This window comes from Ferrimonas sp. YFM (assembly GCF_030296015.1).
GTDB lineage: Bacteria > Pseudomonadota > Gammaproteobacteria > Enterobacterales > Shewanellaceae > Ferrimonas.
In genome coordinates this window covers 1,791,807-1,814,476 of the sequence record NZ_AP027368.1, presented here as the reverse complement: position 1 = coordinate 1,814,476, position 22,670 = coordinate 1,791,807, and the positions used below count along the sequence as shown (strand labels likewise).

General features: G+C 54.1%; 19 protein-coding genes. 14 read left to right on the top strand and 5 right to left on the bottom strand.

Features of this window, described 5'->3' with window-relative positions:
- Window positions 1–37: 37 nt before the first annotated feature.
- The 7 genes from QUE41_RS08535 to QUE41_RS08505 all read left to right on the top strand — a co-directional run bounded on the left by QUE41_RS08535 (window position 38) and on the right by QUE41_RS08505 (window position 8,419).
- Window positions 38–889: a M90 family metallopeptidase gene (locus tag QUE41_RS08535; protein ID WP_286342451.1), complete on the top strand. Its 852-nt coding sequence runs from the start codon at window positions 38–40 to the stop codon at window positions 887–889.
- 164 nt (window positions 890–1,053) lie between these two features.
- Window positions 1,054–2,385, top strand: a complete 1,332-nt coding sequence (locus QUE41_RS08530) for an FMN-binding protein (RefSeq protein ID WP_286342450.1) — start codon at window positions 1,054–1,056, stop codon at window positions 2,383–2,385.
- 57 nt (window positions 2,386–2,442) lie between these two features.
- Entirely contained in the window at window positions 2,443–3,591 is a 1,149-nt protein-coding gene (locus QUE41_RS08525) for an FAD:protein FMN transferase (protein ID WP_286342449.1), read from the top strand.
- A 370-nt stretch (window positions 3,592–3,961) separates the two neighbouring features.
- A complete protein-coding gene (locus QUE41_RS08520) occupies window positions 3,962–4,825 on the top strand; it encodes a hypothetical protein (RefSeq protein WP_286342448.1) in 864 nt (287 codons plus the stop codon).
- Window positions 4,826–5,273: 448 nt separating this feature from the next.
- Complete coding sequence (locus QUE41_RS08515; RefSeq protein ID WP_286342447.1) at window positions 5,274–5,936, top strand: hypothetical protein; 663 nt, start codon at window positions 5,274–5,276, stop codon at window positions 5,934–5,936.
- A gap of 462 nt (window positions 5,937–6,398) precedes the next feature.
- The gene (locus QUE41_RS08510) at window positions 6,399–7,463 is read left to right on the top strand and encodes a hypothetical protein (RefSeq protein ID WP_286342446.1); all 1,065 of its coding nucleotides are present in this window, start codon (window positions 6,399–6,401) and stop codon (window positions 7,461–7,463) included.
- Window positions 7,464–7,909: 446 nt separating this feature from the next.
- Window positions 7,910–8,419 (top strand): hypothetical protein, encoded by a 510-nt coding sequence (locus tag QUE41_RS08505; protein ID WP_286342445.1) that lies wholly within the window; start codon window positions 7,910–7,912, stop codon window positions 8,417–8,419.
- A gap of 104 nt (window positions 8,420–8,523) precedes the next feature.
- Here the strand turns inward: QUE41_RS08505 and QUE41_RS08500 are convergent, their stop codons facing one another.
- From QUE41_RS08500 to QUE41_RS08490, 3 genes are all read right to left on the bottom strand, one after another.
- Complete coding sequence (locus QUE41_RS08500) at window positions 8,524–9,150, bottom strand: methyltransferase domain-containing protein (protein ID WP_286342444.1); 627 nt, start codon at window positions 9,148–9,150, stop codon at window positions 8,524–8,526.
- 19 nt (window positions 9,151–9,169) lie between these two features.
- Window positions 9,170–9,595: a putative iron-sulfur cluster-binding metallochaperone gene (locus tag QUE41_RS08495; protein ID WP_286342443.1), complete on the bottom strand. Its 426-nt coding sequence runs from the start codon at window positions 9,593–9,595 to the stop codon at window positions 9,170–9,172.
- Window positions 9,596–9,784: 189 nt separating this feature from the next.
- Window positions 9,785–10,816 (bottom strand): porin, encoded by a 1,032-nt coding sequence (locus QUE41_RS08490; RefSeq protein WP_286342442.1) that lies wholly within the window; start codon window positions 10,814–10,816, stop codon window positions 9,785–9,787.
- A 295-nt stretch (window positions 10,817–11,111) separates the two neighbouring features.
- Here QUE41_RS08490 and QUE41_RS08485 point away from each other — a divergent pair, with 295 nt between their 5' ends.
- Together QUE41_RS08485 and QUE41_RS08480 are read left to right on the top strand one after the other, a co-directional pair.
- Window positions 11,112–12,866: a sensor histidine kinase gene (locus QUE41_RS08485; RefSeq protein WP_286342441.1), complete on the top strand. Its 1,755-nt coding sequence runs from the start codon at window positions 11,112–11,114 to the stop codon at window positions 12,864–12,866.
- Window positions 12,863–13,462 (top strand): response regulator transcription factor, encoded by a 600-nt coding sequence (locus tag QUE41_RS08480; protein ID WP_286342440.1) that lies wholly within the window; start codon window positions 12,863–12,865, stop codon window positions 13,460–13,462. The genes QUE41_RS08485 and QUE41_RS08480 overlap by 4 nt, the downstream gene beginning before the upstream one ends.
- Window positions 13,463–13,492: 30 nt before the next feature.
- Here the strand turns inward: QUE41_RS08480 and QUE41_RS08475 are convergent, their stop codons facing one another.
- Window positions 13,493–13,660, bottom strand: a complete 168-nt coding sequence (locus QUE41_RS08475) for a hypothetical protein (RefSeq protein ID WP_286342439.1) — start codon at window positions 13,658–13,660, stop codon at window positions 13,493–13,495.
- Between the two features lie 695 nt (window positions 13,661–14,355).
- Window positions 14,356–15,135 carry a Crp/Fnr family transcriptional regulator gene (locus tag QUE41_RS08470; RefSeq protein WP_286342438.1) on the bottom strand — a complete coding sequence of 260 codons (780 nt, stop codon included), beginning with the start codon at window positions 15,133–15,135 and terminating at the stop codon, window positions 14,356–14,358.
- Between the two features lie 611 nt (window positions 15,136–15,746).
- Here QUE41_RS08470 and QUE41_RS08465 point away from each other — a divergent pair.
- The 5 genes from QUE41_RS08465 to QUE41_RS08445 are packed head-to-tail and all read left to right on the top strand — an operon-like array spanning window position 15,747 to window position 22,665.
- A complete protein-coding gene (locus QUE41_RS08465) occupies window positions 15,747–16,697 on the top strand; it encodes a DmsE family decaheme c-type cytochrome (RefSeq protein ID WP_286342437.1) in 951 nt (316 codons plus the stop codon).
- A 13-nt stretch (window positions 16,698–16,710) separates the two neighbouring features.
- Window positions 16,711–18,696 (top strand): MtrB/PioB family decaheme-associated outer membrane protein, encoded by a 1,986-nt coding sequence (locus QUE41_RS08460; RefSeq protein ID WP_286342436.1) that lies wholly within the window; start codon window positions 16,711–16,713, stop codon window positions 18,694–18,696.
- Between the two features lie 18 nt (window positions 18,697–18,714).
- Window positions 18,715–21,264, top strand: a complete 2,550-nt coding sequence (locus tag QUE41_RS08455; protein WP_286342435.1) for a DMSO/selenate family reductase complex A subunit — start codon at window positions 18,715–18,717, stop codon at window positions 21,262–21,264.
- A gap of 13 nt (window positions 21,265–21,277) precedes the next feature.
- Window positions 21,278–21,943: a DMSO/selenate family reductase complex B subunit gene (locus QUE41_RS08450; RefSeq protein WP_286342434.1), complete on the top strand. Its 666-nt coding sequence runs from the start codon at window positions 21,278–21,280 to the stop codon at window positions 21,941–21,943.
- 59 nt (window positions 21,944–22,002) lie between these two features.
- Window positions 22,003–22,665, top strand: a complete 663-nt coding sequence (locus QUE41_RS08445) for a TorD/DmsD family molecular chaperone (protein ID WP_286342433.1) — start codon at window positions 22,003–22,005, stop codon at window positions 22,663–22,665.
- The last annotated feature ends 5 nt before the right edge of the window (window positions 22,666–22,670 follow it).

The window sequence follows — 22,670 nt, the reverse complement described above, 5'->3', positions numbered from 1 at the left end:
CCCAACCATTCCCTTCCCTGGCTTCTGCAGCTAAGCTATGGCCATGTTTGACTTTTTCTCCAACTGGCGGCGGCAGAGACTGCTGGCTCGATTCGACCCTGAGCGCCGGGCCCGCTGGCAGCAGAACCTGGATGCCCTGGCCATTCTCCATGGTCTCACCGCAGGCGAGCAGACCCGCCTGATGGAGCTGGGCTGGTGCTTTCTTCACGACAAACGCTTTACCCCGGTGATGGGGGCCAAGCTCACCGATGATCACTGCATCGACATCGCCCTGATGGCCGCCCTGCCCGTGCTCAATCTGGGGCTGGAGGCCTATGGAGTGTTCCATGAGCTGCTGATCTATCCTGAGGAGTTTGTCAGCGATCGCCACTACCTGGACGACAACGGCGTCGAACATCAGAGCGTGGAGGAGCTGTCGGGCGAGGCGTGGGAACAGGGGCCGGTGATCCTGTCCCTGTCAGAGCTGGGCTACAGCAGGCAGTGGAGCGGGTTTAACCTGGTGATCCACGAACTGGCCCACAAGCTGGATATGGCCAACGGTGGCATCGCCGACGGCCTGCCAGCTCTGCCTACGGCCCTGCAAAAGCGGTGGCTAAAAGCATTCCGCGCAGCCTTTGTTAATCACTGCCGTCAGGTTGAAATTGCCGAGTCTCTGCCCGAGGGTTCGGCCCAGGCGAACCTGGCCTGGGACCGACTGTGGATAGACCCCTATGGCGCCGAGAACGAAGCGGAGTTCTTTGCGGTCTGTGTGGAGGCGTTCTTCACCGACCCCATCGCCCTGAACCTGGCCTACCCGCCGCTCTTCCAACTGCTCAGCGAGTTCCTGGGGCAACACCCCATAGAGCGGGCGCCCCAATGGCAGCCCCTGCCCCATCTCTGCCAGAACTGATTTACGACCAAACTCCAGGCCACTCAACCCAGTGTGAAGCCGGTCACCCTTCTTCCCGCGCTACGGAAAACCACTATATTGCCCCTCACGGCGTTTAATTAGTCTGCTAGTCAAAGGTCAACTCCGACCCGGTCAACGAGTTACAAACGAGTTAGGAGCCATCGATGGCAGCACATAACAAGACACGCCGCTACGCACTACCCGCCGCAACCCTGGTTGCCCTGGCCTTTTCAGGCTGCGCCAGCCAGGCGCCCCAGGGCAAATACGTAGACGGCACCCACGAGGTTTCCGGTAAGGGAAAGAAGAGCAACATCACCCTGCAGGTGCAGGTTGAACAGGGCAAGATTCAGCAGATCACCACCCAGTCCCACAAGGAAACCGAGTCCCTCTACCTCAACGCCGAGCGCCTGTTCCCCAAGATTGTCAGCAACAATGGCCACGAAGGCATCGATGCCGTCTCCGGCTCCACCTTCTCCTCCAACGGCATCCTGCAGGCGATCAACAGCCTGCCGCGCACCGACGGGTCAGCGCCTGAATACCAACCCGTGGGCTCCACCGAGGACAAGGGCGAGGACTTTAAACTGAAGTGGTCCATTCAGCCCAAGCTGGGCCTGCTCAAGGGCGACTACTACTACGAGGAAGCCCGCTTCCGTCAGGGGCACATGGGCAGCATGATCATCGTGCTGGACAGCGCCAACACCAGCGACGTCATCCTGGCGGAGTTCAACGAGAGTGGCCGTCCCAACTACTACACCCGCATCTACCAGGACGTACCCAAGCGGATGTCCGAGTACAACTTCTCCATGGGCAAGAAGAAGGGCACCGCCTGGGTGCAATCCGCCCTGACCATGGAAAAACTGATGGTGGAGAAGGACAAACTGACCTTCGAGCCCAACCCGGATTACGATCCCAAGCTGGCCAACAAGCTGAAGCAGCCCAACCGTCTCAAGTACCAGGGACTGGATATCGTGGCCGGCGCCTCTAACTCCATCCAGCAGTCGATGGTTCCCCTGACCGCCAAGATCCATGACCGCATCCAGGGCGAAGGCACCCAGCTGAAGATGTACCAGAACGCCGAGCGCCTGATCGACGCCAAGGGCCGCTGGACCGGCGTTACCTCACTGCTGCGCTTCGTGGTGGACACCAACAGCAAAGAGATTGTCAACGTGTACTACGACGAGATCTTCGCCGATTCCAAGCAGGAGATCCGCGACGCTTCGCTGAAGAAGCACTACCGCCAGTCCAAGTACGACTCGGTGTACTACGTCGAGCCCGCCCGCATCGGCTTCAACGTCATGTTTGATGCCCTGAATGAGCATGTGAAAAACGGTGGCTCCATCTTCGACATCAACGACCTGCCCGCCACTGGCGACACCGGCAGCTACGCCCAGACCGGCTTCACCAAGCGTTCCGCTTCCTGGGACACTTACCTGAAGCAGGCCGACCTTCTCTACAAGGAGATGCGTGCTGACCAGGTGGTGCGCACCCACAACTAACCCCATAGCCGAAGCCCTGCACGGGCTTCGGCTGCTCTTTCTCCAGAGAGGCTCACCATGTACTCCCCTATCGACCGCCTCGCCCAGCTGTTTATCTTTGCCCACCTGCTGCTGGCTCCCTTCGTCTGGGCCGACGCATCGGATGCCGACCCCAGCAATGGCTTTTGCCAGCAACATGGGCTGATCCAGTCTGAACCGAACCGCAGCGTGCTCTACACCCTGGACTACTTCGGCACCTCCATCAGCATCGAGATCCTGGATGATGGCGGCGAAGATGCGAAAACCGCCCTGTGCCAGTCGCTCAAACTCATCGAGCACTACCACCAACTGGCTTCGGACTACGACACCTATCCGGGCCTGGTGAACATCAAATCCATCAACCTGGATCCCACTGCCACCCATAGGATCGACCCCGAGCTGTTCGAGCTGATTCAGACCGGAGTGGAGTGGCACCGCCTCTCCGAAGGCTACTTCAACATCGCCATCGGCCCCGTGGTGCAGTTGTGGCGACAGCACCGCTTTCGCTGCACGACCGGTGCCAGCAACGAGAGGGAGTGCAGCCTGCCCACCGATGCCGAACTGCGCGCCGCCGCCGAACACACCCGCATCGCCAACATCCAGCTGGACCCCGCTGACCACAGCGTCACCATGACCGAGGGGATGAGCCTGGATCTCGGCGGAATCGCCAAAGGCTGGATGGTGGAAAAGGTGCTGGACCACCTCAAAGCACAGGGGATGCGCGCTGTGGTGATCAACGCCGGCGGCAACATCCGTCACTACGGCCGTCACCCAGAGGGTCGACCCTTCGTCACCGCCATCGAGGACCCGGTGTGCCGCAAACACGACTTCCAACTTCCCGGCTGTGACCAGGTGGAAAGGCGCTACACCGAGGTGGTAACCGGCGAAAACCTTACCGTGGTCACCAGCGGCAACTACCTCAAATACTTTGAAGTGGGTGGCAAGGAGTACCACCACATCATCGACCCCACCACCCTCTATCCCAAACAGGGCGGCGTGGCCACCTCTGTGGTGCTCTCAAACAACCACATCTATGCCGATGTGCTCTCCACCACCCTGTTCCTGATGCCGCTGGACCGGGCAAAGGCCCTGGCCGAAAAGCTCAATTACCTGGAGGGCGTCTGGCTCCTGGATGAAGATGGCAGGCGAGTCTACAGCTCGGGGTTTGAGCGCTTCAATCATCACTAGCCGACGGCGGCTTAGTTGATCGTCCCCTCTCCACCTCCCCAGTGTTCGCCACTGGGGAGTTTTTTACTTCAAGCGCTTTGCCAAAGAGGACTTAGGTCACCAAAACATGCAGGTCGAATGCCCGCTTTGGCGCCAGTAGCGGTCATTGGACTCTACCATGCGCGACGTTGCCGCCTTTTTGCAGAACAGAGCCACCTTTCGTGCTGAAGTGTAAGCATCTAAGGGCGTTGAGCTTGCGGTAATCTACTGATATATTGGAAAAATTCTCTCGTTGGTTTACTTCTGCTGTGTGTAGATATGCGGCAAGGGTGTCCAGAGTGAAAGGCGGCGACTTGCCGCATAAAAGCAGCTGCTATCTGAAAGGAACACCATGAAGCTAAAGGTTCAGCATTTAGATGACAAAGGAAATTTTACAGATCTAGAATTTGATTTGTCGTATCTTCAGTTTACGAAGCACTTAGCTTTTGCAGGTATGGGAGTTAATCGGTCCCTATACAATTTGTTTAGGTTCTCCGGGTTTATGCTTGAGTTCGTTCAATACTGGAGGTATGGCGCTGACTATTTTTCGGTGCCAGATGTCATTTTTCATGACCCGACTGAACTTGGTCAGATATCCAATAGAATTGGAAAAGGGCTTGCAGATTTTCTAGCAAAAAAAATCTATGGTGCGAAATACACTCATAATTATGAGGATGCTATGGTTCAACATGGTCATCCTATAAAGGGTAAGAGACCAGATCTATACTGTGACACGAGGACAAAACAATTTGCCGTTGAAGCAAAGGGCTATAAGGTTTCATCGGTGTCAGCTAACAAGATGCTTGACCATAAATCGCAGTCAAGACAAGGACCAATACCAGTCCATTTTTCGGTGGCTAGCGTTGCTTACAACTTATATGAGTCCCCAACTGTTAAGTTTCACGATCCGGTAGGTGATGACATTGAATACTCTGAAGATATCAATCGAAAATTAATAGCGATTTACTATCGCTCAATTCTAGACTCTGTAGAGCAGTTAGGTTTGCAACCTTCCAATCAGGTTGAAGACTTTCCGCAAAGCTTTGTAGCCTATCGCATTCCCTTTCTATTTCCGACGGGCTCGTTGTACCTATTGCTTCATAAGTCGATAGTCGAAGGTATATGGGAGGAGATAAATGACCTTCGCTCAGGCTACGATGCAGATGATTTTTTAACATATATCGACGTAGATGGAGTTGGCTTGTGTATCAGATAACAAACGCGTCAATTAGGACGCTCGCAAGCTCGCGCCCAATACGCGGGCGTTACACCTCAAGCCCCTGAATGACAGCTATTTGGTGTGGATTCAATCGGTGAGCGCAACACCCTATCGTAGAGCTAGGAGTGACAGGAGCCATTGAGTAGTCGATGAACAGCAAGCTCAACTTTAATGAGATGTGGCTCCAGTTATGGTCATCCGGAGTTTTAAGTGCTCTACTACCCTTAAGAGCCACCCGTCGGTAACTTACTTGTGTTTGTGTTGAGAAAGAGCGTTGGCAGCCTTAAGCTATCCACTCATCGGAAGCCTTGGTAATCGATTTACAATTTTCGGATTTGTCATCGCCGACGTACTTAGTCGGCTTGGGAGCAACATGAAAGTTCGAGTACATTGCAATCAATGTCTCAGAGATGCCTTAACTCAAAGCAATGGACAACCAGTAGTTATGGCGGAAGAGACAGTGCTCATACGCGATAACGGAATCCATCCCGTAACTTGCAGCCAAGGCCATGAGAGCGCAGTAGTGGTTAGCTCTGCGAAATTTGAGGTTCTTTTCGACATCGCTATGTATGCCATTCGAGATGGATACCCGCGCGAGGCAGTTTCCTCGTTTGCCTCCTCACTAGAGCGATTCTACGAGTTTTTTATTAGATTCACACATTATTGCCAGGGCCTCGAAGCATCGCACTTTGAAGCCGTTTGGAAATCAATGGCGAACCAGTCTGAGCGACAGCTTGGGGCCTATATCAACGGATATTTTACGAAGTACGGCGAGCCACCGGCATTACTTAATAACCAGAAGGCCTCTTTTCGGAATAAGGTTATCCATAAAGGCTACATCCCTACCGTAAAAGAAGCGCTGGCCTTCGGTGAAAATGTTCATTCTATAATCATGGAGGTTGTTGGTCGTATCGAAGAGACAGAAGACAAGGAACTGGGCCAGTTCTACAGATCGACACTCCCAAGAGCAGATGGTTACAACAGGCAGACAATAGGCAGTACCAAAGGGATAGCGCTAAACAGCAAAGAAAAAACCCGAGAGATGGAAAGGGCAACTCGGGTGAGAGACTTCAGCAAAGTCCTAGCGGATTTCAAGATACCAGCCTGAATCGACCATAGGAGTTAGGGCGGATCGGATTTAGTCGCGAACGACCGCTTCGTGGCGCTCGTAGCCCGTCACCTGGTGATGGTACTGTCCGTTGGTTGAGGCGTTCAGCGAACGCTCAGTCCGGCGCCAGTACCGGTCGTTGGCTCCATACCCAAAACGTCAGTAACTACGAATGCGCACTTTTACCGGTAAAAATTCTCACTTTTACCTACAGCCACCTGGTATCAATATGATTAAGGAAGAAAAATTCCTAGCTAACTGTGTTTATGTAGACCCCACTTTGTATTCATGCGCACTTTCCACACTAATTGCCAGTTGAAAATATCGGCAACTCTTTGCTAACCTATTGTTTGTATGTGAGAAAATAGAGTAGGGTAAATCAATTGCTAAGGGGTGGATTTCGGGCTTAGTTCGAATTCGCACTAATACACTGTAAGGCAAAATAGGATAACGAAAAGTAGTATGAAAATTTTTTATTCATGGCAAAGTGATACAGAAGCAAAGTTCAATCGTCATTTTCAGCTTGATTGTCTTAAGGCTGCTGTTAAACAAATTAACCGTGAACTTGAATTAAACGAACCACTTCGAGAAGATCATGATACTAAGGGAGTTACTGGTTCTCCAGATATAGCGTCTACGATTCTTAGCAAAATTGAAAATTGCGAAGTGTTTCTGGCAGACATTACTTTCGTTTGTCATTCTGAGCGTAAAAGAGCCCTTTCAAATCCCAACGTATTAATTGAATTAGGTTATGCCATGCATGCACTTGGTAGCGTTAGAGTTATTAATATTATGAATACTGCTTTCGGTCAGCCTGAGGGCAATATCCCATTTGATTTGGCGCATAAGCGTTGGCCTATCACATATAACCTAAACTCTGACAATATATCCGAAAAATCTCAAGTTAAACGGGATCTTGTTGCAGCGCTTGTTCAGGCTATTAAGCCTTTTGCAAAACAACGCAAGATCACAAAGCCAAGTTTTGGAAGTAATGTTGAAAAGATAAAGCATCAAGAAGAGTTCAGAAAGAAACTGGGTGATTACATACAAAACATAAATAATGAAGGGTTGCGACGTAGGGTGATTATTCGAGATGTTGATCGTATCGAATCTTATCCCGAAGTGGGCGAAGATGAGGGGACTTCACCTTGGTTTAAAGTAGAGCTAGCCCAACTGTACCACAAAGGGGTTCAAGTCTTTTTAAGAGCCGGTGCAATTTCTCTTTGTGAGGATGGGACTTATAGATTCCGTGACCACTCAAAAGGTGAAAAGGGTGACGAGAGGGTTTTCCTTATAGGAGAAATACCATTCTCTAACATAGTCACAATTAATTTCGATGGCGACGAATATGACTATTTTCCACATGTTTTTTGTCATTTTTCAGAACCAAGTGGTGAGCCATACGAACGTTTGATTATTTGTCAGGAAATTGAAATGGGCAATGGACATAAGTATTACTCAGAGATTTCAACGCTTGAAAGCATGCAAAAAAACAGTGAAAAGTACGGTGTTAAATATTTTGCCTAACAGATTGCTTAAGAGTGACTGCTAACCTTTGGCATTTTTAGTTCGATTGGTTTTAGTGTTTACGGTGGCTTTGCTGGGGTTTCGTGGTGTTAGCCGCACCTTAGCAAGGCGTTACCTCTCAACTCTGAATGACCCCTTTGTGGCGGCAGGAGTCCCTGAGGCCAAGTCCGCTAAGCGTGCCTGCAGCGCTGTGCTCGTTTCGGCGCCAGTACCGGTCAGTGAATTCTACCACACAAGGTTTTGCCGCCTTTTTTGCCGATCAGATCCGCCTTTTGTGCTGATGAACAACCACCTAAGGGCGTTGAGCATGACCGAATCTACTGATACATTTCTAAAGTGCTCTCACCAATTCACGGCTATGGCTTTCAGATATGCGGCAAGAGTGTTCCGAGTGAAAGGCGGCGATTTGCCGCATAAAAATAGCTGTTAAATTACTAGGATAGTATATGCGTAAATTTATAAATCTAAGCAAAGATAGGCAAAAGGAGCTTACCTCCAAATTTCCTGAATTATTTAAAATTTACTGCATCGAAGATTCATCTCACTATAAAAAAGTGGCAATATCGGTTTTTGATCACTGGCTCACTCGTGAAGAGTTTCAAAATGACTCTCCTTCAAAAGAAGAGCATTTGCGGAGAAATAAATCTTTACACAATTTCGCGAAAATCATGGCCTCAAAGACGGAAGTGCTTAACTTTAAATTCAAAGGCAAGTGGGAAAGGTGCTACCCGTGTTTTAGGAAGTTTAATTCTCAAGAAGCTATGTTCGATTACTTGCAGCCAGCAGGGGATAATGATTCATCAGAGAAATTCTGCAAAGTGGTTATACCTGAATTTAATGCTGTCTATTTTGAGAGTTGGGATTACACGAATGTTTTTTACATTCAAGACGATAGCATCATAGCTGAAATCAAAAAGTGGGCTAGTGAATCAGGAGTATATTGCTTAGAATATTAGTAACTTAATAAAGCCCTTAAAGGGCGGACCGAAGTTGACCCGTTTCCGGGGGGAGACTAATGACCGGAATGTGGCGTTAGAAGTCGCTGAATCAGTTTTATCCCTCAACGGCGACGCCACACCTCCCAGAGCTCTTTTCCCTGAAAAACCGGGACTGAAGAGTGCATCTTGGTGTTTTCCACCTGCTCAAACCATTGGCCCAAAAGACTGTTCAGTTCCTCGTTGCGAAGGCAAAACGGAGGGCCTCCAGGCTGATCGCCGTGGATAAAGAAGCCAAGCAGCAAACCGCCTGGACGAAGCAGGTCTGCGACACGCTCAGCATATTGCCGCCAAAGGCTACGGGGTAAAGAGGCAAGAAATGCTCTTTCATAGATGATGTCGAACACAGGATCAGGGTATTCATGCAAAAAGAAATCGCCGTAGACAACAGCGCTGCTCAACTCGCCCAATACGCTTTGGGCGCGCTCTACAGCGGCTTCACTGTAATCGATGGCAGTGACACTGAATCCTGAATCAATAAAGCTGCGAACCTCATAGGCTGCGCCACATCCCGGGATAAGAACCCGCCCTCTCTGCTGAGTACTTTGTAAGAATTGCTCCAAAGCCAATGGCGTCGATGCCGCGTCCCAGGGCGTGCGCCTGTTTCGAAATCGCACATCCCAAAACTTCGGTGACGCCGGGTTATCCTCTTGGGCCATAGCCTGGTCAGTGCCACTCTCTTTTCCTGTCATAGAGATGCCCTGCAACCCCTTAGTTCTTTGGAAAATTGGCCAAACAGCAATTGCCGGCAGGATTCTTGGTCGTGCAGGAACAGCGCTTCTGCTTCGTTTCCTCTAACACAAAGTCCCGAACCTGAGGGTTGTTCTCAGCCTCTTCTCTGGTCACGCCATAGCAGTAGCAAATCAGGGCATCTCCTGATGGATCTTTAACGCCCACTTTCGTGCGAACCGCTGATGCTTCAATGAATGAATCATCCTGGCCGAAATACACCACATCGCAGGCAGGATCAGAGCAGAAGTAGTAGCCCTGCTCCTTAGCCTGCCACTCCCATGGCGCCTTGATATGGTGCTTAATGGTAGTTGCTGATACCTGACCGTATGCTTGTCCGTTCTTTGGACAAACATGCTTTTTCGGATAAGAAATTTCCTGGCGCGGTGACGAACAGCAGCCTGACATAACCTCTCCCTCAACGTGGTTGAGTATCAGATTTCATCATACAAGCGATGACCATCCATGAGTAGGTTGGAGTACAGGTAATGAATTCGTTCACCTGGCCAACTGATGATGGGCTAGTGGCATTGGCAAATAATAAAAGGCCCCGTCGCAGGAGTCGGCGAGGACCTTCAGAGTTGAAACTATAGGGAGTTAGAAGTCGTAACGCAGGCCGACGCTGGTGATGGTGTCGTCGAACTCGCTGTATTCATCTACGCTGAACTGACCCAGTTCGGTGTGCAGTCTCAGCTGCTTGGTGAAGCGGTACTCCGCTCCCACGGCCCACTGGCTGACGGTGGGTACCACGTCGGCCTGGCCGCCCAGCTTGCCGTAGACACGGCCGGCGATCTTACCGGTACCGGAGTCATCCTCACCGTACTGGGCTTTCAGTTTCCAGCCCCCCATCTGATAGGTGGTGCTGACGATGTAGCCGAAACCCTCGCGGTCACCGTAACCGGCGGCATTGGGGTTCACCAGTTCGGACTGCTGCATGATGGTGCCGAAAGTCCAGTCGTTCATCTTGTAGTGAGCCACAACACGGGTCGCTTCGATGTCTTCGATGCCGTCGCTGTAGGCCGCGGCCAGGTAGAGGTTACCGTGCTTGAACTTCTTGTCGCCGTAGGTCAGCGCCAGCTGGTAGTTACCGTTGTCTTTACGGGGATCGTCGTCGCTGTAGTAGTCATCTTCCAGCAGGTAGCTCAGGCCAAACTGCAGACCGCTGAACTTGGCGGTGCGGTACTCCAGGGAGTCGCCGTGACGCTTGTCACCGGCAAACAGACGGTCGTGCTTCAGGCTGTAGTTGTCAAAAGCGTCGGCAAAGCCCTTGGACATCTTGAATACCGGGTCGATGCGGCCGAACGCCAGGGAGCCGAAGGTGCTGTGCTTCAAACCGGCGTAAGTAGGACGGGAAGAAACGGTCTTGCCATCCTGGTCATCACCATTGACGCCCAGCTCTATCCGATAGAAGAACGCCAGTGCATCGTTGACGGGCACTTCGCCACGAATCCCCACACGGGTGAAGTTGTTCTCCAGGATGGTGCCGGACTTGCCATCATGGGTGGCGGAACCGGAATCACTGTTGGTCACAGAGTAGTCGATACGACCGTAAAACTGCATCTCGCTCGCCTGAACGCCAACGCTGGCCAGACCGGCCAGCATACCTAGTACAACGGGTGTTAGTTTCATCACTCTTCCTCAGCGGGCCGCCAGGCCCGGGCTTGGGTCATTTAATTATCTGTTTGCAATTTGACTGTAAAAAAACGGCTTCCTGGCGTCCCTACCTGGAGCGGCCACCCTCCCGGAGTTCGAATCTGGAAGCGGCGCCCTGGGCCTGTTAACAGTTCAACAAAGGCCTCCCGGAGTCGATATAGTGGTTTTCCGTATGTCGCCCGTTTAGGTGAGCCAACTCACACTCCCCTCCCTTGGCTGCAACTACACTGTGCCTGTCGAAATACTGCAGCGAGATACCGTGATTAGCCGATTGATAACCCTTGTTTGTTTTGCCCTGTTACTGACTGCGCCCCAGGTCCTGGCCCGAGAGCAGGTGCGCCTGGCGGTACTGGCATTCGACGCCCCCGATAAGGTGCGTCAAAGATGGCAGCCCACGGTGGACTACCTCAATGCCCATCTGGAGGAGCACAAACTGGTGTTGCTGGCCCTGCGTCCCCACCAGGTGGACCGGCTGGTACAGCATCAGTCCTTCGACTTCTTTATCGGTAACGCGGTCAAATCGTTGCAGCTCAAGCAGCGCCATGGCTCCAGTCAGTTGCTGAGCTTGAAACCCCTTGGCGGGCGCGACCCTGCGTTTGCGGTGGGTTCGGCCATCGTCACCCGCAAGAGTCAGCAAATAGGCAGCCTACAGGCCCTGCGATCCAAACAACTGGTGTCGGTGAGCCAACAGGCGTTTGGCGGCTTTATCGCCTTCTGGCGGGAGCTGGACCAACAGGGTCTGGCACCACTGAGCGACTTCCCCTACCTCAAGTTCGTCGGTTTTCCCCAGTCCAAGCTGTTGCATCAGGTACTCAGCGGCAGTGCCGATGCGGCCATCGTGCCCACCTGCCTGCTGGAACATATGGAAAACAGCGGCCAGTTGCCCAGGGGAGAACTCACGGTCGCGCTGGCCCGGGATACCGACGGTCCCTGCGCCAGCAGCACTCAGCTCTACCCCTACTCCTCTCTGTCCAAGATGGGGCACACCAGCAATCGCCTGGCGGCCCAGGTCACCCGGCTGTTACTGGATCTCTACCCCACCAACCCAGCCGCCATTGCCGGCCGCTACGAGGGATGGACGGTGCCGGTGGACGACAGCCATGTCTATGCCCTGCTTAAAGAGATTCGCCTGTGGCCATTCGACGCCGACTGGCGAGAGTTCTGGCCCCAGGTCACCCCTTACCTGCTGGGGTTGGCGGCGCTGCTGATGCTCGGCTATGTTCACCACCTGCGGGTGCGGGCCATGGTGACCCGCAGAACGGCGCAGCTTCGACAGGAGATGGCCGACCACCGCCAAACCCAGGAGGAGCTTGAGCAACAACAGCGCGGGTTCTATAAGGCTCAAAGGGTGCTGCTGACCGGCGAGATGGCCTCCGGCATCGCCCACGAACTGAACCAGCCCCTGGCCAGCATCCGTTACCTCACCCAGGGCTGCCAATACCGGCTGGACTCGGATCCTCTGGATAAGAGCGCCCTTAACCAGGGGCTGGAGCGCATCGCCGATCAGACCGATCGCGCCCGGGAGATCATCCGCAAACTGCGGGAGTTCTGCGCCCGTTCCAGCCGCCAGGAACCGGTTGATCTATCCATTCTGGTGAACGAAACCCTGGCGCTGATGGCGCCGGACTGCCGCCATAACCGCTGCCAGATTGAGCTCAGGGAGCCCGTTTCAGCCGGAGTAATTACCGGCGACCCCACCCTGCTGCAGCAGGTGCTGGTCAACCTGATGCGTAACGGCATGGAGGCGATGCTGAGCCTGCCACAGGAGCAGCGGCAGCTTGAGATCGCCCTCACCCACTCAGGCGATGAACTGTGTCTGTCGGTGCGTGACCGCGGGCCCGGACTCAGCGACGACAAGCTGGCCCGGCTGTTCCTGCCCTTTGAAAGCGACAAGCCGGAAGGCCTGGGGCTGGGCATGACCATCTGCAAACGCATCGTCGAGGAACACCATGGTCGCATCGAAGCCCAGCGACAACAGCCCGGCCTGGCCCTTATCTGCCATTTCCCCCTTAGGAGTACACCATGAGCGCCATCTTTCTGGTTGATGATGACAGGGACGTCAGAGAATCCCTGCAATGGATGCTGGAGGCCAAAGGGATGCAGGCCGAGGGCTTCGACTGCGCCGACGCCTTTCTCAACGCCATGGATCCGGACCAGGTGGGCGTGGCCATCCTGGACATTGAGATGCCGGGCCTGGATGGCCTGGCCCTGCAGCAGGAGCTTAACCGCCGTGGCAGCCTGCTGTCGGTGATCATTCTCACCGGTCACGCCAACGTGCCTCGGGCCGTCGCCGCCCTCAAGGCCGGCGCACTGGATTTTCTGGAAAAGCCGGTTGAGGGAGAGCGACTGCTGCCGCTGATCGAGCGCGGCCTCAAAGCTTCCCGGGAGCGTCAGCAGGAGGACAGCCTAGCCGGTGACTGGGAGACCAGGGTGGCCCAGCTGACCGAGCGGGAAAACCAGCTGATGCAACTGGTGGTGGAGGGCAAAACCAACAAGGAGATCTGCGACAAGCTGTTTATCGCCCAGCGCACCGTAGAGATCCACCGCGCCAACCTGCTGAAGAAGATGGGTGTTAAAAATGCCGCCGAACTGGCGTTTCTGGTGGGACGAAACCGCAAATAGGGTCCAGGCTCTTTGGGCCTATCCCATCGCCTAGGCTGATTGAGGGCCGACAAACCAGGTGCGACGGCCCTCCACCTCTCCTTTCTGGGCAAAACGATACACTCCCGCAGCAAACAGAATGTGAATGACGATATTGGCAATCAAGGTGACCATCACTGCCACACCGCCATTAGCCAGGGAAAGGGGAGAAAGCAGCATAGAGTTTTCCTATAACAATCAACTAAACAGACGAATTTACCATGTTATGGATAAATCCTCTTTCTTCACATCTGCCATACACTCATGACTGAGTTGCGCGGTGCACCGATCTCTTGTGGCTAGCCCGGGTTGTTTCATAAACCCGGCGAACCGCAAACCCGGGTCATAAAGTGACGGGACATACCACAGCGGCTGCAGATCTCAATTAAGACAAACAGATTTTGTTCTGTCGACAAAAATAACTTTGTTTGTTTTTTAGACTTGAGCAGCCACAATAACGGCGAAATGACTCCAAGTTGAGATACTCATGAAACCGCTACCGAAGGAGTGGCTTGACCCTCCAAGCCAGAAACGCCAAAACCGAAAGAGGGACGACGAAGAACACTTGCCACGTTTTCATAAACAGAAAGAGCAAAGACGAATGAAACGCCACAAAATTGGCGACGTTTCGAGTGAATGGGACTAGTCATAAAGGTGGCTGCGCCCTGCAAGGCCACTTTGACCCAAAGCCGTTCTTACGACTCAGCGTATCGCCGTCAAAATCACCCGGCCTCAGCCTGACTTTGACGGGTGCTAAACAGCAATCCCCAACAGCCCCCTTACCGGCTCAATGCCTCGGGAGCTGGATAGCCTGCCTCCCTGCTCATCGTTCCCATTAAAATCATGCGGTTAACATGCAACAAATGTTCAGGCGGTCACTCATCAAATGAGACACTGTTGATGGCAGAGATCATGTTCTTCTGCTTGTACTTAAGCAGGTTGTTAGACTGACACCCGGTTGCATCCTCTCGCCCCAAAGGACAGGGGGACAGATCTTCAAACACCGAGTGGTGAATGCAAAGCTTGTTATTGACCCGCTTTAACTTTTGCTCCTTCTTCAACTCACCCAGCATAAGGTCCAGCTTAATCACACTCACGTGAAGGGCGTTGGCGATCTCCTCTCGCGTCAGTTTGATGTCCACCTCCATCCAGGCGGAATTAAACTGGTTGCCAAATGTTGTTAACGCATCAAATAGAAACTTAACCAACTTCTCTTTTGGTGATGCCGTCAACAGAAACACTGCTAATGCCGTCTGTCTTTCCGTGTGATACACGGCATCCATCATAAATTGAGAGAAAAGATTTACATCAGTTTTCATCAGGTTTTTTATAACGGCCTTATTGATGATCAATACATCACTGTCACGGGCAGATTCAATACCTTTACAACAAGTGCAGCTATTTTCCAGGATGAGATGATAATCAGTGAGTCGGCCAGAGGGGATAATGGTTGAAAACTTTGGCTTGGTGTAGTTATTAGTTCGTTTTTTATAAAACACCAGACCGTTCTTCACATAGATAAAATTATTCAGAAGAGTTTGCTTAGAGACACCGGAGCCCTTTGACAGCGTTCGAAGTTCTCCATTGTCTAATATAAACCTCTCCAGTTCCTCACTAACACAGCGAGGAAAAAACAAGCTGGTGCTTCGCTTCATCGTGTTATCTAGTGACAGGGCCTGGACCATCTTAACCACCAATTTTTTAGATTATTCAAAGTCTTGCATGGGCATGGCTTAACAGCCAGGCCAGGTTTCAATGGTTGACCATTGCCCACAACTCAAATTCACGCTAACACGCCAACCGGCCATGAAACAAAAAGTTTTTGAGCTAATTTCTTCACTTTTGAGCTGCCACACATTAAGGCCACACCTGGCTTTGCGAGCCATAATGTCCTGCGCGCATAGAGATTCAGACTAATATGCGCCAGCGATGTGGCCGGGCAGTCTTTACTGATAAACGGTCTCAATATCGTTAAAGAGATTCACATTTATGTTGGCCGGATCACGTTTTGTTCATTGCTCTTTTATATCCATATAAAGGTTTTCAACATCTGACTTTGTTTCAATGAACCTAACCAGAACGCTTAGTGAAAAGGCTACCTGGGGGAGCTGTCACTTAACCGAGGAAGATTGCCCTAAAGGCAACTGAGTCAGGGTTTGAGTTGGCCCGGAACATTGGGTCCTATTGAAACCATTTACCCGCGGAAATTGAGAGCACTTTTACGAAAGAAGGACCTGTTGAGTCCATATCGGGAGCAATAATTCGTATGCATGGCTGGCCAAAAATATTGATTTATCTCAGCTTGGCGGGTGTAACCTTAGGGCCTGTGTCCGCACAGGCTGCACCTTGGCAAGACCTGAGCTCTGCCCAACTGGAAGAGTTGCTTGTTAAGAAATTCGAACAGGGGCAATACTCCAAGAAGGGGGCAGATACCTGCCTGACATGTCACCGCAAGAGTGATCAGGTCATGGCGATCTTCTCCAGTGCCCATGGTGACACCTTCTCACCCGGCTCTCCCATGGCCGAGCTACAATGCGAGACCTGCCACGGCCCACTGGGAAAACACAACCGGGGCGGCAAAGAACCGATGATCACCTTCGGTTCGGACAGCCAGCTCAGTGCACAGAGCCAGAACAGTGTCTGTCTGGGTTGTCACAGCGACTCTCAGTCCCATGACTGGCATGGCAGCACCCACCAGATGGAGGAGTTAAGCTGCACCTCCTGTCACTCCGTTCACCAGGCGGACAACCACCTATCCACGGTTTCTGACATCAACGCCCAATGCAGCAGTTGCCACGCTCAGCAATCCGCCGACAAACACAAGCGTTCGAGCCATCCCCTGGCCTGGGGCCAGATGAGTTGCATCAGCTGTCATAACCCTCACGGAGGCAGCAGTGAATTTGCCCTCAATGAGCTTTCGGTCAATGACAACTGCTACAGCTGTCATGCCGAAAAACGGGGCCCAGTGCTATGGGAGCATGCACCGGTTACCGAGGATTGCAGCATCTGCCATGACCCTCACGGCAGCGTCAATAAAGCCCTGCTGAAGCAGGATGCCCCTCAGCTCTGTCAGCAGTGTCACCTGGATGATGGCCACGCCAGCAAGGTGGTCCGTCAGCCCGGAGCCGACGCCTTTGGCGCAGGCCGCAGCTGTTTGAACTGCCACAGCCAGATTCACGGCTCCAACCACCCCGCCGGCAGCAACTTCAGCCGCTAACCAGGAGACAGTCATGAGATTTAAGTTAAACCTGATCACCCTAACACTGATGTCGATGGGTGGCTCAGTGCTCGCGGCGGACTTTTCGGTGCAGGGTGCCAACACCCAGCAGGTGGCGTTCGAGAACTACCAGTGCAAACGCTGTGCACAGCACACAGGTCTTCAAGGTGAGGCCGGCGTCGGCATCGGCTGGACAGACGCCGACGACATCCATGCAGGCAACCGCTTTGGCAGAGATGACGAAGGTGCTCTGGCGAGTGTAAACGCCGACCTGGCCTACCGCGGTGACAACGCCCTGCTTACCCAGGCCCGGGCCTCAGATCTGGGGCTCGACAATGGCTCAGCCTCCGTCAGGCTCTCCCATGGGGATGATTACGCTGCCACGGGCCGTTACCGGCGGATGACTCAGTATGAGTCCGAAGCTCAAAGCAACCTCTGGTTCAGTGATGATCAGTTGCTTCCCTCGGATCAAACCCGGGAGCTGAAACTGTACCGTCAGCGCCAGCAACTGGGCCTGGGGCTTGAAGCCAATCTGGCCAAGAGTCTGTCTGCCTTTGCGGACTACCAGTATGAGGAGAAGCAGGGGCAGCAATCAGCCAGCCTGCTGACCAATGGCGTGACCAACTTTGCCCTGCCAGTGGACAGTGATACCCAGAGCATTGATGCAGGGTTGAGGCTCTCCGGAGAACACTGGTTCAGTGAACTGAGCTACCACGGCAGCTTTTACCGCAATCAGATCGATCACCTGTCTCTGCCCGCGTTCCCCGATGTGTACGCGGCCACGCCGGACAATGATGCCCATCAGGTTCAACTCAAAGGGCAATATCGCCTGAATCAAACCGCCATTCGCGGCCACATCGCTGCCGGACGGATGATTCAGGATGATCAGTTGGCAACCAGCATTGGCAACACACTGCTCAACTGGGATGGCGAAGTGGACACCCTCAATGCTCAACTGGGGTTCACCAGCGTACTGACCCCGAAATGGCGGCTGACCGGTCAGTGGGATTATCAGGATCGCGACAACAGGGGAACATCGGCAAACTGGACCCAGCTTGAGGTCAACGAGGTCTCCGGCGCACTGCGCCAGAACCGTCCTCTGGACATCAACAAGCAGACCGCGAAGCTTAGCACCAGTTACCGAATCAATGCCAGTTACCGGCTGAGCGGCGGCGTTGAGTTCCGCACCACGGATCGTAATTTCTCCGAAAGAGAAACCACCGACGAAAGCAAGGTGTGGGCAAAGCTCAAAGCCAGGCTGGTGCCTTCACTGACGCTCGAGCTGCTGAGCCGCTATGAAGAACGCGACGGTTCTGCTTATCAGAGCGGCCGCTGGACCTCACCGGACACCAATCCACTGCTGCGCAAATACCACCTCGCAGACCGGGAGCGCCTGTATGGCCAGCTGACTCTGGCTCATCAGCCGACGGACTGGCTGCTGCTGAATCTCAGCGGTCACTTTGCCAATGATGATTACAGCGACACCGTTCTGGGGTTAACCGGCTCCGACGACTATGGGTTTGAAGCCAGGGCGTCTGTCTCCCTCTCTCCACAACTGCATCTCTATGGCAGCGGCTCTCAGCAGTGGATCGACTCGGATCTGGCTGGGGCGAGCAGCGCCGGCAGCCCCTTGTGGAACACCGAAATCCAGGATGAATTCATCACCCTGGCCGCCGGTATGGGGTATGGCGGACTGATGGATGGGCGACTCTCCTTCGGCATCGACTACCGCTTCAGCAACTCGGACAGCGACACCCGTGTTGATGGCAGTGGTTACGGTGATGACTACGCCTTCAGTCACAGCGTGGATTGTTACACCGACTACCAGGTCAACAACCGCCTGGCCCTGTCTCTCAAATACAGCTACGAGCGCTACTTCGATACCGACAACACCGCCGTTGAGCCTGAAGCCATCAATGGCGTCGTGACTCTTGGCACTTTGGAACATAACTATAACGCACACCTGCTGATGCTCAGCGCCAGCTATAAACTGCCTTAGAAAACAGAGGTTATGATTATGGAACGTAGGAATTTCTTGAAAATAAGTGCAGCGGCTGGTGCCGCAGCGACAATCACTGGATGTCAGAGCAGTGCGGACGATATTGAATCTCGCCCAGATGACAACACGCCGGCCCCCAGTGCTGAGCAGGTCAACTGGTCGGCCTGTCTGGTGAACTGCGGCTCAAACTGCCCGATTCAGGTATTCAGTAAAGATGGGGTGATCACCCGCATCGAGACCGACAACAAAACCACGGATCAATATGGGGTGAACCACCACGCCCGCGCCTGCCCCCGAGGCCGCGCTCTGCGCCAGCGCACCTACGCCACCGACCGTCTGCGTTCACCCATGAAGCGCGTCGGAAAGCGCGGCGAAGGGAAATTTGTCCGCATCTCCTGGGAGCAGGCCTACAGCGAGATTGCCGCCAAGCTGCAAGACATTCAGCAAACCCATGGCGCCGAGTCCATCTACATGCACTACGGCACCGGGGCCTACTACGGCTTCTCCTCCAACGTCGCCACCTGGGGTCGACTGCTGAACCTCAACGGCGGCTTCCTGGACCATCACTGGGACTACTCCTGGGCCGGGGTGTACGCCGCCTGTATGGCCACCTACGGCTATCAGTGGGACAGCATCGGTGGCTCCTCTCTGAGCGAAATTGAAAACTCCGATCTGTTTGTTGGCTTTGGCTTTAACCCCAACGAAATCCGCATGAGCGGCAGTGGTGAGGGCTACGACTTTGTTAAGGCCCTGGAAGCCAACAAAAAGGACATCAAGGTCTGGATGGTTGAACCCAGATACACCGACTCCATGCGCGGCAATGAAGACCACTGGCTGCCCATTCGTCCAGGCACCGACGCGGCGCTGGTGGAGGCGGTAATTCATCAGATGATCAGCTCGGGTTGGGTGGATGCCAACGCCAAGGCGTTTCTGGACAAGTACGCGGTAGGCTACGATCGCGCCTCTCTGGAAGCAACGAAAACCCAGGTCGCCGCCGACAGCGACCCCTACATCGCTTCCCACGCCCAGCACGTGGATCCGGACCAAAACTACCACGACTACATCATGGGAGTAGGCGCCTATGCCAGCCAGGGCGCCAGAACCCCCGCCTGGGCGGCCGCCATTTGTGGCATTCCAGAAGCGCGCATCGTCGCCCTGGCCAACGCCATCATGTCGGCCAAAGCGCCCTACATCAGCGCAGGGGCCGGTGTCAACCGCCATGCCAATGGAGATCAGGCCACCCGGGCCATCTACACCCTGGCGATCATGACCGGCAAAATTGGCCAGCCCGGCGTCAACAGCGGCGCCATGCCCACCAGCTTCAGCTTCGCCATCTCCGGCATGCCTACCGGCACCAACCCGGTAGACATTACCATTCCTGTGTACACCTGGTCTGACGCCGTGGTCCGTGGTGAAGAGTTCACCGGCACCAGCGACGGGGTGAGGTTCAAAGCATCCGGCGCCTACGAGCGAGTCGACAATAATCCTGCGAAGCTCTCGACCAACCTCAAGGCGATCATCAACTGTGCCGGTAATGCACTGGTGAACCAGCACTCCGACAGCAACGGCACCGCTGAGATCCTGGCGGATGACACTCAGTGTGAACTGATTGTGGTCAGCGATTGCTGGATGACGCCCTCTGCCAAGTTTGCCGACTACCTGCTGCCTGACAGCACCTGGCTGGAGTCCGACGACTACGCCAACGACAGCTACGCCTCTGGCCAGATGGCCTACGCCACCTTTATGAGCAGCGCCTTGACGCCTCTGGGCGAATCCCAGTCCATGTACGACATCTGTGCCGGGATTGCCAAAGCGATGGGCAAGGGAGACCTCTACACCGAAGGCCGCACAGGCAAAGAGTGGTGTGAGAAGCTCTATCAGGAAACCAAGGCGATGCACCCTGATCTCACCATGCCAGACAGCTACGAAGAGGCTCAGAAAGAGGGGGTGTTCCGCAAATATATGCCGAGCTCCGTCATCGCCTACCAGAGCTTCATCAATGATCCGGTGAGCAACCCCATGCCCACCATTTCAGGCAAGTTCGAGATCTTCTCCCTGTCGCTGGCCCGCAAAGCCGCCACCTGGACACTTCGTCCCGGAGATCGCATCACGCCTCTGCCTCAATACGTCATCACCTGGGAAGGGTATGAAGACCAGGCGGCCATCGATGCCGGCTATCCCCTGCAGCTGTGTGGCTACCACACCAAGGGCCGCACCCACTCCAGTTACCACAACGTACCCTGGCTCAGAGAAGCCGTAGAAGATGCAGTATGGGTTAACCCCATCGACGCCACCGCCCGCAACATCAACGACGGCGATCTGGTGCAAATCTACAGCGAACGGGGCACCATCGAGCTTCCCGCCAAGATCACACCACGAGTCACCCCTGGGGTTATCTCTCTGGGTCAGGGCGCCTGGTACGCTCCGCACAAAGATGGGCAAGTTGGACCCTCCGGTCACGTGATTGACGCCGGCGGCTGCATCAACACCCTAACCAAATATCACCCTTCACCCATCAGTAAGGGCAACCCACAACATACCAACCGTGTGCAGCTGGTAAAGGCATAAGGGGGAAATGACAATGACTCAAGAAACACAATACGGATTCTACTTCGACAGCAGCAAATGCACCGGTTGCAAAACATGTCATGTGTCCTGCAAAGACCGTCTGGTGGGCAACATCCGCGGCGGTGACGATGTGGTGAACGGCGGTGTCGCTGCCCTGCCCGGCATCTTATGGCGCCGCGTGTACGAGTACGGCGGCGGTGACTGGCTGCAGAATGCCGATGGCAGCTATGAGCAGGATGTATTTGCCTACTACATGTCCATCGGCTGCAACCACTGCTCTGAGCCTGTGTGCGTAAAAGCCTGTCCCACAGGCGCCATGCACAAGCGCCAGAAAGATGGCCTGGTGTTGGTTGAGGAGGACATCTGCATTGGCTGTGGCGCCTGTTCCCGCGCCTGCCCCTATGATGCACCCCAGCTGGACGAAGCGCGCAAGGTGATGACCAAGTGCGACGGCTGCCTGGACCGACTGGAAGCGGGCAAGGTCCCCATGTGCGTCGAGGGCTGCCCACTGCGCGCCCTGGATTTCGACACCATGGAGAATCTGATTGCCAAGTATGGTGAGGGTGACGCCCACATAGCGCCACTGCCATCAAGCTCGGTGACTTCACCCAACCTGATCTTGAAGACACCGAGAAAGATCCGGTCCACCGGTCGAATCCTCAACGTTCGTGAAGTTTAACCAGTAACGGCTGTGGGGAGGCATCCCGCCTCCCCCTGCCCAATGGAAAGGAAAGCAAGATGACGCTTGATAAACACAGACTGCCCGATCTAATGGCCTTGGCCAATCTGCTGCATTCGCTGCTGTCTATCTATCCGGAGAAGGCGTCGATTGATGAATTCAAAGCCAACGAGCTGGCCCTGTGCTGGCCCAAGCTGGACCACTCCGCCAAGGAACAGCAAGCATTGGATGCCCTGCATCACTTCCTGGACAACTGGCGCGGAACAGAACAGCAGCTCATTGAGCTCAAACTGGATTTTGGCGAGCTTTTCTATGGGCCTCATACCCCCAAGGCGCCACCCTGGGGCTCGGTTTACACAGGACCATCGCAACTGCTCAACGACCAATCCACCCTCGAATTAAGCGCCTTTTTGCGGCAGCACGGCATAGAGGTGCATCAGCAGAGCAACGAGCCGCTGGACCACATCGCCACCATCCTGGCAGTCATCTCCTACCTGCTGGAGAGCCTGGCGCAACCCGGCTCGTCCGACACCACCCATAAGATACTCACTGAACTGCTGGAGACGCACCTGTTGCCCTGGTCCGGTCGATTCACCGAACTGGCTGCAGAGCATGCCAAAACCGACTTTTACCGCTCGGTCAGCCTGCTGTGTGAGATCTATCTGCTCTACTTGAGTGGCGCTGTTCACGCCGAAGCCAAACCTGTATCACTCTATTTGTAAGGGGG

What these genes read in the sequence shown, in the direction of transcription:
- QUE41_RS08535 (WP_286342451.1), top strand. Translation starts at nt 38, where the DNA reads ATGGCCATGTTTGACTTTTTCTCCAACTGGCGGCGGCAGAGACTGCTG.
- QUE41_RS08530 (WP_286342450.1), top strand. Translation starts at nt 1,054, where the DNA reads ATGGCAGCACATAACAAGACACGCCGCTACGCACTACCCGCCGCAACC.
- QUE41_RS08525 (WP_286342449.1), top strand. Translation starts at nt 2,443, where the DNA reads ATGTACTCCCCTATCGACCGCCTCGCCCAGCTGTTTATCTTTGCCCAC.
- QUE41_RS08520 (WP_286342448.1), top strand. Translation starts at nt 3,962, where the DNA reads ATGAAGCTAAAGGTTCAGCATTTAGATGACAAAGGAAATTTTACAGAT.
- QUE41_RS08515 (WP_286342447.1), top strand. Translation starts at nt 5,274, where the DNA reads ATGGCGGAAGAGACAGTGCTCATACGCGATAACGGAATCCATCCCGTA.
- QUE41_RS08510 (WP_286342446.1), top strand. Translation starts at nt 6,399, where the DNA reads ATGAAAATTTTTTATTCATGGCAAAGTGATACAGAAGCAAAGTTCAAT.
- QUE41_RS08505 (WP_286342445.1), top strand. Translation starts at nt 7,910, where the DNA reads ATGCGTAAATTTATAAATCTAAGCAAAGATAGGCAAAAGGAGCTTACC.
- QUE41_RS08500 (WP_286342444.1), bottom strand. Translation starts at nt 9,150, where the DNA reads ATGACAGGAAAAGAGAGTGGCACTGACCAGGCTATGGCCCAAGAGGAT.
- QUE41_RS08495 (WP_286342443.1), bottom strand. Translation starts at nt 9,595, where the DNA reads ATGTCAGGCTGCTGTTCGTCACCGCGCCAGGAAATTTCTTATCCGAAA.
- QUE41_RS08490 (WP_286342442.1), bottom strand. Translation starts at nt 10,816, where the DNA reads ATGAAACTAACACCCGTTGTACTAGGTATGCTGGCCGGTCTGGCCAGC.
- QUE41_RS08480 (WP_286342440.1), top strand. Translation starts at nt 12,863, where the DNA reads ATGAGCGCCATCTTTCTGGTTGATGATGACAGGGACGTCAGAGAATCC.
- QUE41_RS08475 (WP_286342439.1), bottom strand. Translation starts at nt 13,660, where the DNA reads ATGCTGCTTTCTCCCCTTTCCCTGGCTAATGGCGGTGTGGCAGTGATG.
- QUE41_RS08470 (WP_286342438.1), bottom strand. Translation starts at nt 15,135, where the DNA reads ATGAAGCGAAGCACCAGCTTGTTTTTTCCTCGCTGTGTTAGTGAGGAA.
- QUE41_RS08465 (WP_286342437.1), top strand. Translation starts at nt 15,747, where the DNA reads ATGCATGGCTGGCCAAAAATATTGATTTATCTCAGCTTGGCGGGTGTA.
- QUE41_RS08460 (WP_286342436.1), top strand. Translation starts at nt 16,711, where the DNA reads ATGAGATTTAAGTTAAACCTGATCACCCTAACACTGATGTCGATGGGT.
- QUE41_RS08455 (WP_286342435.1), top strand. Translation starts at nt 18,715, where the DNA reads ATGGAACGTAGGAATTTCTTGAAAATAAGTGCAGCGGCTGGTGCCGCA.
- QUE41_RS08450 (WP_286342434.1), top strand. Translation starts at nt 21,278, where the DNA reads ATGACTCAAGAAACACAATACGGATTCTACTTCGACAGCAGCAAATGC.
- QUE41_RS08445 (WP_286342433.1), top strand. Translation starts at nt 22,003, where the DNA reads ATGACGCTTGATAAACACAGACTGCCCGATCTAATGGCCTTGGCCAAT.